Genomic DNA, 15,582 nt, shown 5'->3' on the forward strand with positions numbered 1-15,582 from the left:
CTGCCATGCCTGGAACCAGCTCGTCAATCAACCATGGCGCATCATGTCAATCGGACTGCGCAATTGGGCTCATGGGTTATAGCAATCAACGGTTGGTATTACATAGCGACGGAAATACTTCCCATATATCTAGGATATCGGAATGAAATAATCCGACACGGAAATCATATATTTATTGTCTATCTAATATCCCTTGATCAGACCTATATACGGAATCAAAAATTATTCCAGTATATGCAAGCATTAATTTTCCCGTTACCGATGAAACATATGCATGTCAATATTTCTTTTCCCAGGCCGATGCACATATCTTCTTTTATCCATCCGCCAGAATATCAACATCAGAATAACTGAAAACAGTTCCATGGATAAATATGTCTGGGAACAGATGATTTATAAACAACATTTTGACTTAACAATAAAACCCTGAAGCATTCAGCGATAATCTCGCGAATGAACGCAACGGTCAATGATACCAATGGGTATAGATAACACCTGCGGATGGGACACAGCAGGCTGGAACCGTCCTGCAACCAGACCTGCCATCTCGCGTGCCGGAACCAAACCCGACATGCCCCCGCCCCGCCAGAAGGCCTTCATGCCATTGTCCACAGGCATGAAGGCTCCCCTGTCGTTCCTGTCGTTCCTGTCGTCCGACACTGACGGCGGTCAGGCAGGCACGAACACCTGCGCCACCGGCACCACAGGCGGCTGCCCCTGCCATCGTCCTGCATCCACGTCTGCGATTTCCCTGTCGATCTCGCCAACGACCCGCCGCGAAAACGGCCCCAGATGCAGGTAAAGCGCGCTGGTCATGACCACATAGGGCAATGCCTTCGGGTTATGCAGGGCGCAATCCAGCAGCATGCGCCAGAACTGCCCCGCCGTGCCAGGTCCCGCGCGATGGATGCGAAAGAGGAGCCGGACAAAGCTGCGCAGGTCGCCACGTATCATCCGATGGCCCCGCCCGCGCCTGAGCATCCGGCCAAGCCGTCGCACGCGACCGAAATAGGCAACCGGGTCATAGATGGCCTTAAGGACCGTCCTGTAATCATCCAGCACGTCACGGCGTGGCCGCTTCGTCTCGAAATTCAGCCCGGCGGTGCACTGGTCCCCTGACTGCGTCTGTTCCCCGCCGGAAAAGAGACGCCCTTCGGCCCGCAGGCGGCGCGTCAGCTGGGTCGTGGGCAGGGCATATAACAGGCCGACCATGCAGACCGGGATCGACGTATCCTCGATACATTCGATCATGCCGGCCGCAACGCTGCCCTTTTCGCTGTCGAACCCCACGATGAAGCCGGCATTGACGAAAATCCCCGCCCTGTGGATCGTCTCGATGCTCTGTTGCAGGCTGCGCCTTGTGTTCTGCTTTTTCTGCATCAGGACGAGGGAGTCCGTATCCGGACTTTCGATCCCCACGAATATGGCGAAGAAATTGGTGTCCGACAGACTGCGCAGCAGGTCGGCATCATCGGCAAGGTTGATCGAGGCCTCGGTTGAAAACTCGAACGGGAAGTTTTTCCTATCCTGCCATGCCCTGAGGTCCGGTAGGAATTTCTTCAGCGCCTTTTTGTTACCGATCAGGTTGTCATCGACAAAATCCACATGCCCACGATAGCCAAGGGCATACAGGGCATCGAGTTCGGCCAGCACCTGTCCATTTGTCTTGGTGCGCGGCACCCGGCCATACAGTTCGATGATATCGCAGAATTCGCAGCTGAACGGACAGCCACGCGAAAACTGGACGCCGACATGCAAATACTGGTCCAGCTTCAGCAGGTCAAAGCGGGGCAGCGGGCTTTTCGTGACGTCCGTCTTGCCCATCGGGGCCTCGAACACGCCCTGCCTGTCACCACGATGCCAAGCGGCGATGAAATCACCCATGATTTCCTCGGCCTCGCCCAGGACCTGAAAATTCGCGGCACTGTAGAGCGCCGGGCTGGACGTGACATCGGGACCGCCGACCACCACCGGCCTGTTACGGGCACGGCACATTTCGATAATGTGCAGGGCGTCGTTACGCTGCGGCAGCATCCCGCCGGTCATCACGATGTCGGCCCAGCCGAGATCGTCATCGCCCAGGGTTTCGGTATTGCGATTGACCAGACGGACTTCCCAGTTTTCAGGCAGCAGGGCCGCAACCGTGATCAGCCCAAGGGGGGCTGCCGGATAACGCGCGCCCGCCAGGTCACAGGCTTCCTGATAGTTCCAGAAGGAGTTGGCGTTGAAACGCGGAAAGATCATCAGGACCTTGCAGGGGGCGGTCATCGTGCAATGTTTCCCCAAGCCGACAATCGGCTATGGGCGAAACGATCTTTTCCCCTGATAACGGAAAATGAACAGATGGACGGATCCACCTCCGGCGAAACGGCGGTATGCCAGCGAACAGTCGTCACTATGGATGCTCCATCTGGATGAACCGACGCTTCTACACCCGCAGGCTGGCAATAGCGATAGGACCGTATCGAAAGGATGGCCGCGTCAGAAGATGCATCCGCGCCCCCCGATTGGTTCTGATGGGATCAAGGCGGTGTTTTTGAACTGGAGGCAGCTGGAGCAGCGCAGATACAGCCAATACGCCCCAAACTGTCCGCCGCCACGTTCAGAAACACCGACAGGAGTGCGCATGGAATGACGCACTGCCACTCGGGCAGAAGATCAAGAACAATCTGTTTCAGGCAGTGTGGGATCGGATGCGGACAGTAAAACTGTCGTATCGGCTGCCGGTCAGCGTAACACCGTGCGGGCCGCCCCTATATGCCAATCCTCTCCAACTTCCGGGTCAGACGATTGGGCGGGAAGAAAGAGGGCTTTGACAATCATTTTAAATTCCGTTCCTACACCCCTCATTACACAGTTTTTGAAATCTCCGCCAACCTATATAGCGTAGCCAGAAGAACGCGGGGTGCCCCTCGCATTCCATGATAGCCTTCCGTCTCCTTTATATTGACCATAGCATCAAGCAAACGGTACGCAGGGCCATCGCAATTGGAGATGACCTCACTGATGGCTTCCATGTCGAGCGTAATGAAGCGCAGACCACGTTCACGCTTCTCAATAAGCGCATCCAAGGCATCAGTGAAATAAGGATCTTCGGTCCAGCTTTTTGTGCGTTCGTTATTAGGTTCTCTCATTTGATGAAATATCCCGTTCTGTCTACTGGCCATTCAGCATAGACCGACGTCCCTTCGGCCTGAATGGCTTTCTCGCACTTATACTGTCCGTATTTCATCTTCCCACAGGCTGCGCGGTTCGAGCGCAACCCAGTGCAGCCAGCACACGCCGAACCCGGGCCCCGGCGCGCAGCAGGGGTTGGCGGGAAAGGTTTCCTTCTTTCGCGCCGCCAGAACACCCTTCACTGTTCTTCCGGCTGCTCATAGCATTTCCCTTTGCCGGAAAAGTATAATGCGGAACATGAAATTATATGTCGGATATATTAGAATTACTTCAAGTTCCCTGTGATGGAACTTGAAGGAATGGTTCGGTTCGACCCCAGATTGATCGCAGTGGTCAAACCGGCAAAGTCGTTACCCTGCACCACAACGTTATTATTCCTGGAAACAAACACAATTCCCGCAGGAGAACCGGAAGCCTCATTGCCGCAGGTGCCGGTAAAATCGTTATTCGCGACAATGACATGCGTAACACCTGTGTTGATATACAGATCAGTTCCGGTAGGACCACCACCACAGAACTCACTATTGAATATTCGAAAGTGCGACATGCCGGTTACGTCGATTGTATTCGCCCGATTCCCGTAAAACCGCATTCCGGAGAACGCAATGTTCTGAATTGAACCCCCTGCGGTGTTCTTGATGTTCACGCCCATATTGCCGTTTGAAGACGACCATGAACCCTCAAAGTTCAGGCCCTTGACCTGGGCGGTGGCGTCAGCCGTATCGATTTTCAAACCATCGACCGTTGCCGTGTCTGACAGCACGGTATTGCTGGCGAACACCCACGTGATCTGCTGGTTTTTACCGGGATCGAATACAGTTCCGTAAGCGCCGTACAAGACATCATTATTAACAAGATAAAGGCCCCCGGCATCTTCAATCCGCATGCCAGTCGCCCCTCGTGCGGATGCAATGGTCGTATTGGTCACCCGTGGATCAACGGTAGCTGCCAAAGTGGTAGCATGGCCGATGCGTAGTCCAATCCTGGAGACGCCTTCAATGCGCGCCCTATCCACTATCTGGGAATTACCGGATAAATCGATTCCGCAGACAGGGTTGATTATGTGCACGTCTCTGATGGACGCTCCGAACGGAGTGTTCGTCGCGGCATCGATACGACACGACGGATTCGTTCCATATTGGGTGATGGTCAGGTCCTGTATCCCGGCATATGCCCCAGCGCCGAACACGAACTTTCCAGCACTCCCTGCCTGTATTATGGTGGAGCCCATCCCCGCCCCCGACACAGTCACACCCGCCGGAATGGTGACCGTGCTGGTGATGTAGCAGGTCACACCAGGTATCGAGACGTGCTTATTGGACGCCGCCGCTGCCTTCATGGCAGCGTTGAAGGCGTTTGTATCGTCGCTGGTCACGGTCCCGTTACATGCCGCCCCAAAATCTTTCACGTTCAGGGAATCCGTAAGACGTGCAGACATAGGTCGGCCAACTGCGCCCGTCCATGCCGGGGTGTATTGCACCAATGACGCCGCCACGCCATCGGTGGTTCCGGCGGATGGCACGATATGGGCCGGATCCCCCGTTTGCGCATAGGACTTCCGCCCGGGCATGGACTGGGCCTGCGCCGCCATGGGCGCCAGCAGGACCGCGCAGAGAAAAGCAATCTTCTTCATTTCACGATGTCCTCCGGCTGGCTCTTCCTGTTTGGCACCAGGATCCCCACGGCTGCGACGACCAGTTCCGCTGCGGGCTTGTCCCATAGTGGCACATACATGCCCAACTGTCCCGGCTTGAAGTGGTTTTCTGCCCATCCGACATTCAGACCGATATCCGTCCTGGTCTGATGGGCGACGGCCCACCGACTGCCCGCGTGGGGCGACGGGATCATCGCGGCGACCGCTGCGCACGCAAGAATGAATGCGGAACCATAAAGCGCATGCTCCCTCGGCACCTCGGCCAGCAGCAACGCAATGACCGCCCCAAGGCCGCCGAACTTTGCGGTTGCGTTCATCTGCCGTCTCCGTTCAGGCCAAGATGGTAGAAATCCTGCCGGGCGATTATCTTGATGAAAAAGCAGGGACTGGGCGAGATGGCATTACTGCGTTCACAAGGATCTGCTCAGGCTACAGGCAGACGGGGGCTGGAGTGAGATCAAGACCGTCACTGGCTATGCCAAACTGATGCCAGATACCTATCGGGATGAGATCATCAGGTGGTGGGCACACGGCCCTGATATCCTGCGGTAGACCCCAAAATGACTGCACGGATTTTGCACGGATCAGGGAGATTTTTTACGGATCATGGCGGACGCTGGCGGATTTTCCAGAAGAAATGAAAAACCCCGGAACCGCGCAATAAATGGCGGTTTTCCGGGGGTTTCTGACCGAAGCACGTGGTGGGCGCAACAGGGATTGAACCTGTGACCCCTACCATGTCAAGGTAGTGCTCTACCGCTGAGCTATGCGCCCTTGTGCTTCGGTGGAATGGCTTCTAGCTCTCGTTTGGGCATGGTGCAACCCCCTTTCTTCAAAAAAATTCACATTGACCAAAATCCTGCGTGCTGCGCCTATGCCCGATATGCGTTCCTATCCCGTCCTGCCGGTCAGTTTCCCTGAATCCCCTGTGTTCTCATGTCGCTAGCCGCCCTCGCTCCCTTTGAGATCATTCACCCCCGGCATGGGAATGCGCCGCTGGTGGTGGCGTCGCCGCATTCCGGACGGAACTATACCGCCCACTTCCTGAAACAGTCGCGCCTGACACCTTTTGCCCTGCGCCGGAGCGAGGACTGCTTTGTCGAGGAACTGCTGCAACATGCGCCGGATTACGGGGCAAGCCTGCTTCATGCCACTTTCCCCCGCGCCTATTGCGATGCGAACCGGGAAGCATGGGAACTCGACCCCAGCATGTTTCGCGACACGCTGCCGGGGTGGTGCAACACCTCAAGCAAAAAGGTGAAGGCAGGGTTTGGAACGATTGCGCGCCTGGCAGGAAGCGGCGGGCTGATTTACAGCCGTCCGCTCGATTTCGAGGAGGCGGAATACCGCATCCGTGGCTGCTGGTATCCCTATCATGCCGCACTGGCCTCGCTGATTGACGGCAGTGTGGAAAAACATGGCGTATGCATCCTGCTGGACGGACATTCGATGCCACGACAGGGACAGCGCGAGCAGGCTGATTTTGTTCTGGGAAATGCCTGGGGAACTTCCTGCGCGCCAGAGGTCACGACACTGGTCGAGGATATCCTGATGGCGCATGGGTATCGTGTTGTCCGTAACATGCCTTTTGCCGGGGGATATGTCACACGACATTACGGGCGTCCGCGCAAGGGCGTGCATGCATTGCAGATGGAGATCAGCCGTCACCTCTATATGGATGAATGCACGCTGCAACGGCATCAGGGTTTTTCCAGCCTGCAGCATGTCCTGTCCGGCATCATGGCTGAACTCGCGAAACTGGGGTATCGGATGGCCAGTCATTAGGCCCTGCAATCATCCGTCAGGAATGTGGCTGACTTTTCTCGCACTGTTCCTGCAGTTTCCGTATGGCATCTGGCGGCATGGGGGCAGTCATCATCGCGTGGTAATTTACGCACGCAGGCGTTTCCTGCCGTTCGCGAGGGTGCCGATGCGAGCAGGATGCAAGCGACAAGGCGATTACGGTTGCGGTAATCCAGAGCTTCATCATGTCCCCTCCAATCCCCGCATGATGATCCTTATGTTCTGATCAGCACGCAAGCCGCCGGGAATTACGGCCGGGAAGGAAACCGCATGTTGGCATGCTTCCATTTCAGATGGCCACCCGGATGGCGACGGTTACAACAGCGTCAGTCGTTGCGCACAAACCTTCCGTCCCCTCACATGCTCGATCACATTCAGACCTGCCACCGAACATGACGGCGGTCCGACTCACAGGCGATGACGCCGCATGCCTATCGGGATGAGATCATTCGGTCGTGGACACAGTGATTTATAATGATCCGTTGTCTGTACTGAATTAAATCAGCACAGTCATCTTCTTGGCATGTCAAGGGACACAGGTTCGATCCCTGTTGTGCCGACCATGGGATTCGGCAGATATATGTGCAAATTGTGCAATTTTTCTGCACCATTTGCACCCTCCCCTGCAATACTCACGCATGTAACCGCGTGGATGGACACGAAGGAGGAAAACAGCCGAAAATGCATTCCCCGGCACCGGGTTGTCGGTGAAACGCAGCTCCGGGCCCGGAGCTGCCTGAGACAGCATGCGCACCCATCGCGCCGTGACGGGCCGGAATCAGGTCCGACCCGCGGCATCAGCTATTCGAAACTCCCAGAATACCCGATCAGGCTTTTGCAGGAACCTCGCCCTGCGGGGTCTGGGCGTTGACCGCCGCCGGAAGCAGATGCGCAAGGACAGGCAGGATTGTATTGGCCGGCAGGCCAACATGATCGACAAGGGCCTGCACCTGCTGATTGCCAAGCAGCGAGCGGAGTTCATCCGCAGAAATCGGCAGATTTTCGCCTGAACCGATCCATGAGCGGACCTTGTCGGTCAGCCCCGCCTGCTGGGCCTGGTCCAGAAGGGAAGAAATCATGGCGGGCGTCAGCATCTGCGACAGGTAGGAATGAATCTGCCCCGACAGTCCCGAACTGGCGGCCAGATCGGTCAGTTTTCCCATTACATCGTCGAAAATACCACTCATGATCATATCCCTGAAATTCGCTACGGCGTTTTTCAATATAATCGATCTTGGATAATTATAAAAAAATATAATAAGCCAGATCAAAAAAAAGCGGTGCATGCGCACCGCTTGAGTTTAGGGAGGAAACGTCCAAGAAGCAGTTGCCAAGGCAAATCTGCTTCCCGGTTTTATGATGTACCTCACGCTTATGTGTCAACAGGAAAATCTCCGGTGATTTCGCCCGCCGTACCCTTACGGGCCAGATAGAGATGATAGGACAGGACGGTCTTGGCATCCGTCCGCCCGATCGTGGGCAGATCATGCAGCGGCAGGACATGCAGCCGGATGTTTTCATGTTCATTCGCCAGCCCCGTATGGCGCCCGTCCATTGCACGAAGGACCTCGGCCCTGACCTCCAGTTCCGCGTAATACAGGGCGATCGCTTCGTCCGTGCCACCGGGCGAAAGCCAGACGGTGTCCAGCAGCACCAGATCGGTCTTGCGGACCTTCAAGTCCACACCGACCTCCTCGGACAGTTCACGCAGGGCGGTACTGACGAATTCCCCCCCGTCCAGCATCCCGGCTGGCAGCGCCAGAAGATCAGGACGGGCAATCGGGACACGCGCTTCCTGCGTCAGCACCGTGCGTGGGGTTTCCCCCGGGCATGTCAGCACCAGCAGGACAGATACCGAATCCCCGCGCAGCATCGCGGCCCCGGGCACGGGCCTGCCATCATGCAGTGCATCCGCCACGGCGAATATGAACCCCACGCGCGTGCCGAACATGACGACATCGTGCACGTCGATGCGGCGCACGTCGAAACGGGCACATAACCCGTCACGCCAGCGGACAAAATGGGGTGCTTCAAGCACGGCCGCCTGCCGCTCGGGCGGGATCAGGGAAGAAAAGTGGATCTGGACCGCATCGGACATGCCTCGCATTCCCCCTTATCGAACGTCCCCTGCCCGGCCTGTCAGACGCGATGGCGGACAGGCGGTCGTTTCCTGTCCACAAACCGGGCAGACAGCCGGACAGGGAACGTCCTGCCCGGCCAAAGCAGTTTTTTACCGCAGGATGCCGGTATGCCCGATCGAATAACGTCCCGGCTGCGGCCAGACCGTCAGGCCATGGGGTTCCTGCCCCACCGCGATCTTACGCACCGCGCCGCTTGTCGTGTCAAATGCGTACACCACGTCATCGAACCTGCCCGACAGCCATAATGTCTTGCCGTCGGCGCTGACATTGCCCATGTCCGGGCTGCCGCCATGCGGGATGGGCCACTGCCTGACCACTTTTTCGGTGGCGAAGCTGACAACGGATACGCCACCGGCCTTGCCATGGGGCGGGCCATGGATCTTGTGCGACCCACGGTTGGCAACGTACATCATCGTGCCATCCCTGCTGGGATAAAGGCCGTGGGTGCCGACACCGGTCGGGATGAAGCCCGTTTCACGGAAACTGTCGCCATCAATGATGAACACGCCATCCGCGTGCATGTCCGCGACATAGAATGTATGGCCGTTCGGCGCCGTCAGGATATCCTGCGGCATGCCGCCACTCGACAGCTTGAGATAGCCGAGGACCGTGTGGTTCACGGTATCCACCTTGGCCAGGTAACCACCGAATTCGCACGTAAAGATGGCATAGCGCCCGTCAATCGAGAAATCGGCGTGATTGACGCCCTTGCATCGCGGCACCGACACGGATGTCTGCAACTGCATGGTATGGGGATCGCGGAAATCCAGCCTCTCGCGTGCTTCGGCCACCGTGATGGCCGATTTTCCATCCGGCGTGAAATACATGTTGTAAGGATCATCGACCGCGACCTCCGGCCCCGGCAGGGTCGTGCGCGGATCGATCGGCGTCAGGGTGCCGTTGGTCGTGCCTTCGGCATTGTTGGTGACCCACAGCGTCCGCAGGTCCCATGACGGCACGACATGCTGGGGGCTTTTGCCCACGCGGAAACGATTGACGACCTTATAGGTCTGGGGGTCGATGACATAGACGTTGTTCGACCGAAGGTTGGGGACATAAATCCGTGGCGGATCCTGCGCCACTTCCGGCGCGATGTGATCCGACGTCGTTTCGGTATAGATGTTGCGGGGATCCACCACCGGCGGCATGCCCGGTATTGTCTGCACCTGCTGCGCCCGCGCCGCGGACGATCCACCCCACGCCAGGGCCGCCATACATAGCCCGGACATCAGAAACAGTTTTTTTACGGTCATGCAATCCACTCTCCTGCCGCCCCTATAGCACGCGGCAAAAATCTGGCAATCAGGGAGAAACCGGACCGTTTTTATCGGTTTCCAGCGCCCTGAGGGCGGCCGCCACCTGCATGTCCGCCCCCACCTGTCCCAGCGCGGCGGTGGCGGGCCGGGGGTCGCCGCCATACACCCCCTGTGCCGCCCCCGGAAGGGCGGCATGCCGCAGGGCGTCCTCGCGCACCATGTCCGGCCGGATCGCCAGCATCAGGGACGTATCGCTGATATCGGCATGCATGCCGACGTCCGCGCCCAGCCCACGCCTGCGCAGGAAACCGGCATAGGCCCCGGCGATGACGTCATAGTACGCCGCCAGATAGACCACATGCGCCCCCGTGCCGGCCCATTTGCGGTTCAGGGCCTGCGCCACGGCTTTCAGGTCCTTCTGGTACCCGCCGTGATCGCCCAGCAGGATGACACGCCGGAACCCCTGCACCCGCAGGCTTTCCGCAGCGCCACTGACCAGTTCGCGAAACACCGCTGGCGGAATGCTGATCGTGCCGGGAAAGCGCATGTGCGACGTACGGGGCGCGGTGCCCCCTTCGGGTACATAGGCAATGGTCGGGGCGACCAGCATGTGCCCGGCCTTCTGCGCGATGCGCTGCGCCAGAACGGTGGCGCGCACGTTATGCTTTCCCACCGCGATGAACGGGCCGCTCTGTTCCGTGCCCCCCACCGGGATCACGATGCTGGTCCAGCCCTGCGCCAGCGCGTCACGGATTTCCGTCCATGTCAGCTGCGCGAACTCGACACTGCCCGGTGTGGCCGTGGCATGGGCATCCGCATGGGCGTCCCGTGGCGATGCCAGCACCATCGCGCCCGCGGCCATGCACGCGTACGCCAGCCGCCGCCACCCCGCGACCTGCCGTCGCGCGGCTTTACCCGTGCCACCTGCCACGCGGCCCGGACGGCCCACGCCGGAACCATCACACGGACATCCCGTTAGTTTAGCGAACATTTTACCCCCGCCCTGCCAGTGTCGGCGGGTCGGTATAAAGGAGAAGACGCGATGAATGCCAGCGCCATCCCGCATCCGCCCCACAGCCGGACAGGCACGGGCGGGGAGACCCATCAGACAGCGGATGACGCTGATATCCCCACCCTGACCACCCAGCAGGGCACCCCGGTCGCGGATGACCAGAATACGCTGCGCCAGGGCGCGGATGGTCCCGCCCTGATGGAGGATTTCCATTTCCGTGAAAAAATCTTCCACTTCGATCATGAACGCATTCCCGAACGCGTGGTCCATGCACGGGGATACGGGGCCCATGGCTATTTCGAGCTGACGGATTCCCTTGCCGATGTCTGCCATGCCGACATCTTCGGCAATGTCGGGGAAAAGACGCCGGCCTTCGTGCGCTTTTCCACCGTGGCGGGGGCAAAGGGATCGTCCGATGTCGTGCGCGACGTGCGTGGCTTCGCGGTAAAGCTTTATACAAAGCAGGGCAACTGGGACATTGTCGGCAACAACATACCGGTCTTCTTCATCCAGGACGCCATCAAATTCCCCGACTTTGTCCACGCGGCCAAGGAAGAACCCGATCGCGCCTTTCCGCAGGCCCAGACGGCGCATGACAATTTCTGGGATTTTGTCTCCCTCTCGCCCGAGGCCACGCACATGGTCTGCTGGGCCATGTCGGATCGCGCCATTCCGCGCTCCTTCCGCTTCATGGAGGGATTTGGCGTCCATACCTTCCGCCTGATCGATGCGCAGGGACGCTCCACCTACGTCAAATTCCACTGGAAGCCACGTCAGGGCCTGCAGTCCGTGGTCTGGAACGAGGCGCTGAAGATCAACGGCGCGGACCCCGATTTTCACCGCCGCGACCTGTGGAACGCCATCAACGCGGGCGATTACCCCGAATGGGACCTTGGGGTACAGCTGTTCGATGACGAATTCGCGGACCGGTTCCCCTTCGACATCCTGGACGCGACCAAGCTGATCCCCGAGGAACTGGTGCCCATCCGCCGTGTCGGCCGCCTTGTGCTGAACCGGGTGGTGGACAATTTCTTTGCCGAGACCGAACAGGTCGCCTTCTGCACCCAGAATATCGTGCCTGGCATCGATTTCACCAACGACCCGCTGCTTCAGGGGCGGAATTTTTCCTATCTCGATACCCAGACCAAGCGCCTCGGCGGTCCGAATTTCACCCATATCCCGATCAACGCGCCCAAATGCCCGTTCCATAATTTCCAGCAGGACGGGCACATGGCGATGCACAACCCGAAGGGACGGGCGAATTACGAACCCAATTCATGGCCCCAGCCGCAGGGCGGCCCACGCGAAAATCCCCGCACCGGCTACCGTTCCTTTCCGCAGGAACAGTCAGGGGCCAAGACGCGTGAGCGTTCGGCCGCGTTCGGGGATCATTACAGCCAGGCGCGCCAGTTCTATATCAGCCAGACCCCGGTCGAGCAGACCCACATGAAGGACGCCTTCGTCTTTGAACTGAGCAAGGTGGAGACGCCCGCCATCCGCATGCGCATGCTTACGCACCTGCGCAACGTGGACGAGGCGCTAGCCCGTGGCGTGGCGGACGGGCTGGGCATTACCACGCTTCCCGACGCGGCGGTCGGCCCCCTGCCGGTCCGGACGGACCTGCCGCCTTCCGACGCGCTGAGCATCCTGAAGAATGGCCCCGGCAGCTTTCGCGGGCGCAAGCTTGGCATCGTGGTGAGCGAGGGCACGGACGCCGCCCTGCTGTCCGCCGTGCAGGAAGCCGCCCATCAGGAAGGGGTGGAGACGGAACTGGTCGGGCCGCGCATCGGCAACATATCCGATGACCGGGGCAAGATCCTGCCGGTCATGCAGAAGATCAACGGCGGCCCGTCGGTCCTGTATGACGCGGTGGTCCTGCTTCCTTCCGCGCAGGGCAGCACGCTGCTGCTGGGCGAGGCGACGATGCGCGATTTCATCGCGGATGCCTTTGCCCATGCCAAGTTCATCGGATTTTCCGCATCGGCCGAACCACTGCTGGATGCGGCGGGGGTGGGTGCGTCCGAACGCGACGACGGCATCATCAGGCTGACCAAGGCCAAGGACGCGCCCGCCTTTATCAATGCCTGCGCCGCGCTGCGGTTCTGGCCGCGCGAAAAGCGCGTGCATGCGGTCTGACCCGTGCCTGCCGGCCTGACACCCGGTCCGGCAATCCGTGATCTTTTTTACGTGCCTGCCCTTGATGCGCTATCGCCGCAGGCACAATGAAAGAGACACGGAGGGACCGAAATGGACGAAAAGCCGAATGAAAAACCGCATGTCTCCATCCATTACTGCACGCGCTGCAACTGGCTGCTCCGTGCGGCATGGATGGCGCAGGAACTGCTTGCGACGTTTGGCGAGGAACTGGGCGGCGTGACCCTTGTGCCGGGAAGTGGCGGCCGTTTTGAAATCCATGTCGGTCCCCACCTGATTTGGGAACGCAGGCGCGATGGCGGTTTCCCCGGCCCGAAGGAGCTCAAGCAGAAGGTCCGCGATATCATCGCGCCCGAACGGGACATGGGCCATATCGACCGCTAGGAAGGTACGATCCCCCATTGTCCGCGCCGCGCCGCCACCCCATATGCGCAGTCATGGCACATACCGCTTCATCCTCGTCCCCGTTCACGACCCGCCCGTCCCTTGACGGCACGCAAATCAGGCGCCGCGTCCAGCGCCTGCGGCGGCTGGCGACCCTGCTGGACGCAGCCTTCACGATACCGGGCACGCGCGTGCGCTGGGGGCTCGATACGCTGATCGGGGCGCTGCCGGTGGCCGGGACCGCGGTGATGGCGATCCCTTCGCTTTATATCATCTGGGAAGCATACCGGATGAACGTGCCGGGGAAAATCATCCTCCGGATGCTGGCGAACGTGCTGGTGGAACTGCTGTTCGACTTTGTCCCTGTCCTCGGCGATCTGGCGGATACGGTATACAAGGCGAACCTGCGCAATATCGACCTTCTGGAACGGCATTTCGGCATGACGGTGGATGTTCCCTCACCCCCGCGCTGACCCTGGGCGCTGACCCTTGATCCTGCGCGCCGACCTTGCGATCCGGCGCCTGTACGGATAACCCGGAACAGGATTACCGCCTGATGGGACCGCCGTTCATGTTCTCTCCGCTTTCGCCCTCCATCGCCACGGTCGCCCGGATCCTGCATCAGCAGATGGGCGAACGGGTCACGACCAATGAATCGATCCGGGAACAGCACAGCCATGGCGAGGGATGGAAACGCGCCAGCCTGCCCGCGCTGGTGGTGTTCGCCGAAAGCACCGGGGACGTGGCGCTGGTCCTGCGCACCTGCCATGAACACGCGGTGGCGGTCGTGGCCTTCGGGGGCGGCACGTCGGTCGAAGGCCACGTCACCCCCGCAACGGATGCCATCAGCCTTGACCTTTCACGCATGACCCGTGTCCTGGAGGTCAATGCCGATGACCTCGACTGCCGGGTGGAAGCCGGGGTCACGCGCCAGTCGCTCAATGCGCATCTGCGCGACATGGGCATGTTCTTTCCGGTCGATCCGGGCGGGGAGGCCACGTTCGGCGGGATGTGCGCCACCCGTGCCTCCGGCACGGCGGCGGTGCGTTACGGCACCATGCGCGAAAATGTGCTGGGGCTGCGGGTCGTCATGGCCGACGGGCGTATCGTCGATACGGGCGGGCGGGTGCGCAAGTCGTCCACCGGTTATGACCTGACCGGCCTGTTCATCGGTTCGGAAGGCACGCTGGGCATCATTACCGAAATCCAGCTGCGGCTGCATGGCATTCCCGAAACCATCGCCGCCGCGACGTGCCAGTTCGAAGATCTGGGCGATGCGGTGCGCACGGCGGTCTCCACCATACAGGTGGGCGTGCCGATCGGGCGGATCGAGCTTCTGGACGATGCCCAGATGGAAGCCTGCATCGCCTATTCCAAGCTGGAGGACTACCGCCCCATCACGACCCTGTTCTTCGAATTCCAGGGATCGCCGGAGGCCGTGCGCGAACAGGTGGAAATGGTGGAATCCATCGCCGCCGACAATAATGGCCTCGGCTTCGTATGGAGCACGAGCCAGGAAGAACGCACCCGCCTATGGAAAGCGCGCCACAGCGCCTACTGGGCGGCCCTTGCGGCATATCCCGGTCGCAACGGCATCGCGACGGACGCCATCGTTCCCATTTCCGCGCTGACGGAACTCATCACGGGGGTCAAGGCGGATATCGAGGCATCGGGACTGCCGGCCCCCATCGTGGGGCATGTTGGGGACGGGAATTTCCACACCATCATCATGGTCCCCCCCGAACCCGATGGATATGAACGCGCGATGGAACTGGACCGCAGGATCGTGCGCCGGGCGCTGGCCCTGAACGGGTCATGCAGCGGCGAACACGGGATCGGCAGCGGCAAGATGGAGTTCATGGCTGCCGAACACGGCGAAAATGCGCTGGAGGTCATGCGCGCGATCAAGAAGGCCCTTGATCCGCGGAACATCCTGAACCCCGGCAAGCTGCTGCCGCCTGCCCCTGACGCGGCCGCCGCCTGAACCTTCCACACGCGGGG

General features: G+C 59.6%; 14 protein-coding genes and 1 tRNA gene. 5 read left to right on the top strand and 10 right to left on the bottom strand.

Translation table 11 applies throughout. The annotated features are described in order from the left end of the window. Positions 1–669: 669 nt before the first annotated feature. The 6 genes from CFR71_RS10005 to CFR71_RS10030 form a co-directional block, all read right to left on the bottom strand. Positions 670–2,268, bottom strand: a complete 1,599-nt coding sequence (locus CFR71_RS10005; protein WP_110530688.1) for a B12-binding domain-containing radical SAM protein — start codon at positions 2,266–2,268, stop codon at positions 670–672. 581 nt (positions 2,269–2,849) lie between these two features. Next, positions 2,850–3,134, bottom strand: a complete 285-nt coding sequence (locus CFR71_RS10010) for a hypothetical protein (RefSeq protein ID WP_110530781.1) — start codon at positions 3,132–3,134, stop codon at positions 2,850–2,852. A 78-nt stretch (positions 3,135–3,212) separates the two neighbouring features. Next, on the bottom strand, positions 3,213–3,359 hold the full coding sequence (locus tag CFR71_RS16535; protein WP_165832087.1) for a hypothetical protein: 147 nt from the start codon (positions 3,357–3,359) through the stop codon (positions 3,213–3,215). 83 nt (positions 3,360–3,442) lie between these two features. Then, on the bottom strand, positions 3,443–4,810 hold the full coding sequence (locus CFR71_RS10015) for a glycosyl hydrolase family 28-related protein (protein ID WP_165832088.1): 1,368 nt from the start codon (positions 4,808–4,810) through the stop codon (positions 3,443–3,445). After that, complete coding sequence (locus CFR71_RS10020) at positions 4,807–5,148, bottom strand: hypothetical protein (protein WP_110530693.1); 342 nt, start codon at positions 5,146–5,148, stop codon at positions 4,807–4,809. The genes CFR71_RS10015 and CFR71_RS10020 overlap by 4 nt, the downstream gene beginning before the upstream one ends. Positions 5,149–5,530: 382 nt before the next feature. Then, positions 5,531–5,605: transfer RNA gene (locus CFR71_RS10030), tRNA-Val, on the bottom strand. 162 nt (positions 5,606–5,767) lie between these two features. Between CFR71_RS10030 and CFR71_RS10035 the strand changes: the two genes are divergently transcribed. Beyond that, positions 5,768–6,616 carry an N-formylglutamate amidohydrolase gene (locus tag CFR71_RS10035; RefSeq protein ID WP_110530695.1) on the top strand — a complete coding sequence of 283 codons (849 nt, stop codon included), beginning with the start codon at positions 5,768–5,770 and terminating at the stop codon, positions 6,614–6,616. 845 nt (positions 6,617–7,461) lie between these two features. Here the strand turns inward: CFR71_RS10035 and CFR71_RS10045 are convergent. The 4 genes from CFR71_RS10045 to CFR71_RS10060 form a co-directional block, all read right to left on the bottom strand. Continuing rightward, on the bottom strand, positions 7,462–7,821 hold the full coding sequence (locus tag CFR71_RS10045; protein WP_110530785.1) for a YidB family protein: 360 nt from the start codon (positions 7,819–7,821) through the stop codon (positions 7,462–7,464). Between the two features lie 185 nt (positions 7,822–8,006). Then, complete coding sequence (locus CFR71_RS10050; RefSeq protein ID WP_110530697.1) at positions 8,007–8,732, bottom strand: NUDIX domain-containing protein; 726 nt, start codon at positions 8,730–8,732, stop codon at positions 8,007–8,009. Between the two features lie 132 nt (positions 8,733–8,864). Continuing rightward, positions 8,865–9,989 (bottom strand): YncE family protein, encoded by a 1,125-nt coding sequence (locus CFR71_RS10055; protein WP_239020357.1) that lies wholly within the window; start codon positions 9,987–9,989, stop codon positions 8,865–8,867. A gap of 88 nt (positions 9,990–10,077) precedes the next feature. Beyond that, entirely contained in the window at positions 10,078–10,878 is an 801-nt protein-coding gene (locus CFR71_RS10060) for a creatininase family protein (protein ID WP_239020358.1), read from the bottom strand. Positions 10,879–11,073: 195 nt separating this feature from the next. On the opposite strand from CFR71_RS10060, the gene CFR71_RS10065 reads away from it, so the two are divergent. The 4 genes from CFR71_RS10065 (at position 11,074) to CFR71_RS10080 (ending at position 15,565) form a co-directional block, all read left to right on the top strand. Then, the gene (locus CFR71_RS10065) at positions 11,074–13,179 is read left to right on the top strand and encodes a catalase (protein ID WP_110530703.1); all 2,106 of its coding nucleotides are present in this window, start codon (positions 11,074–11,076) and stop codon (positions 13,177–13,179) included. A gap of 111 nt (positions 13,180–13,290) precedes the next feature. After that, a complete protein-coding gene (locus CFR71_RS10070) occupies positions 13,291–13,581 on the top strand; it encodes a SelT/SelW/SelH family protein (RefSeq protein WP_110530705.1) in 291 nt (96 codons plus the stop codon). Between the two features lie 53 nt (positions 13,582–13,634). Continuing rightward, positions 13,635–14,054, top strand: a complete 420-nt coding sequence (locus CFR71_RS10075) for a DUF4112 domain-containing protein (protein WP_110530787.1) — start codon at positions 13,635–13,637, stop codon at positions 14,052–14,054. 83 nt (positions 14,055–14,137) lie between these two features. After that, positions 14,138–15,565 (top strand): FAD-binding oxidoreductase, encoded by a 1,428-nt coding sequence (locus CFR71_RS10080; protein WP_110530707.1) that lies wholly within the window; start codon positions 14,138–14,140, stop codon positions 15,563–15,565. Positions 15,566–15,582: the final 17 nt, after the last annotated feature.

It is taken from the genome of Novacetimonas pomaceti, from assembly GCF_003207955.1.
Classification (GTDB): domain Bacteria; phylum Pseudomonadota; class Alphaproteobacteria; order Acetobacterales; family Acetobacteraceae; genus Novacetimonas; species Novacetimonas pomaceti.

Excerpts from the sequence above, each read along its gene's own strand:
- CFR71_RS10035 (WP_110530695.1), top strand. The coding sequence starts at position 5,768 with ATGTCGCTAGCCGCCCTCGCTCCCTTTGAGATCATTCACCCCCGGCAT.
- CFR71_RS10075 (WP_110530787.1), top strand. The coding sequence starts at position 13,635 with ATGGCACATACCGCTTCATCCTCGTCCCCGTTCACGACCCGCCCGTCC.
- CFR71_RS10015 (WP_165832088.1), bottom strand. The coding sequence starts at position 4,810 with ATGAAGAAGATTGCTTTTCTCTGCGCGGTCCTGCTGGCGCCCATGGCG.
- CFR71_RS10005 (WP_110530688.1), bottom strand. The coding sequence starts at position 2,268 with ATGACCGCCCCCTGCAAGGTCCTGATGATCTTTCCGCGTTTCAACGCC.
- CFR71_RS10070 (WP_110530705.1), top strand. The coding sequence starts at position 13,291 with ATGGACGAAAAGCCGAATGAAAAACCGCATGTCTCCATCCATTACTGC.
- CFR71_RS10010 (WP_110530781.1), bottom strand. The coding sequence starts at position 3,134 with ATGAGAGAACCTAATAACGAACGCACAAAAAGCTGGACCGAAGATCCT.
- CFR71_RS10020 (WP_110530693.1), bottom strand. The coding sequence starts at position 5,148 with ATGAACGCAACCGCAAAGTTCGGCGGCCTTGGGGCGGTCATTGCGTTG.
- CFR71_RS10055 (WP_239020357.1), bottom strand. The coding sequence starts at position 9,989 with ATGGCGGCCCTGGCGTGGGGTGGATCGTCCGCGGCGCGGGCGCAGCAG.
- CFR71_RS10065 (WP_110530703.1), top strand. The coding sequence starts at position 11,074 with ATGAATGCCAGCGCCATCCCGCATCCGCCCCACAGCCGGACAGGCACG.
- CFR71_RS10060 (WP_239020358.1), bottom strand. The coding sequence starts at position 10,878 with ATGGTGCTGGCATCGCCACGGGACGCCCATGCGGATGCCCATGCCACG.
- CFR71_RS10050 (WP_110530697.1), bottom strand. The coding sequence starts at position 8,732 with ATGTCCGATGCGGTCCAGATCCACTTTTCTTCCCTGATCCCGCCCGAG.
- CFR71_RS10080 (WP_110530707.1), top strand. The coding sequence starts at position 14,138 with ATGGGACCGCCGTTCATGTTCTCTCCGCTTTCGCCCTCCATCGCCACG.
- CFR71_RS10045 (WP_110530785.1), bottom strand. The coding sequence starts at position 7,821 with ATGAGTGGTATTTTCGACGATGTAATGGGAAAACTGACCGATCTGGCC.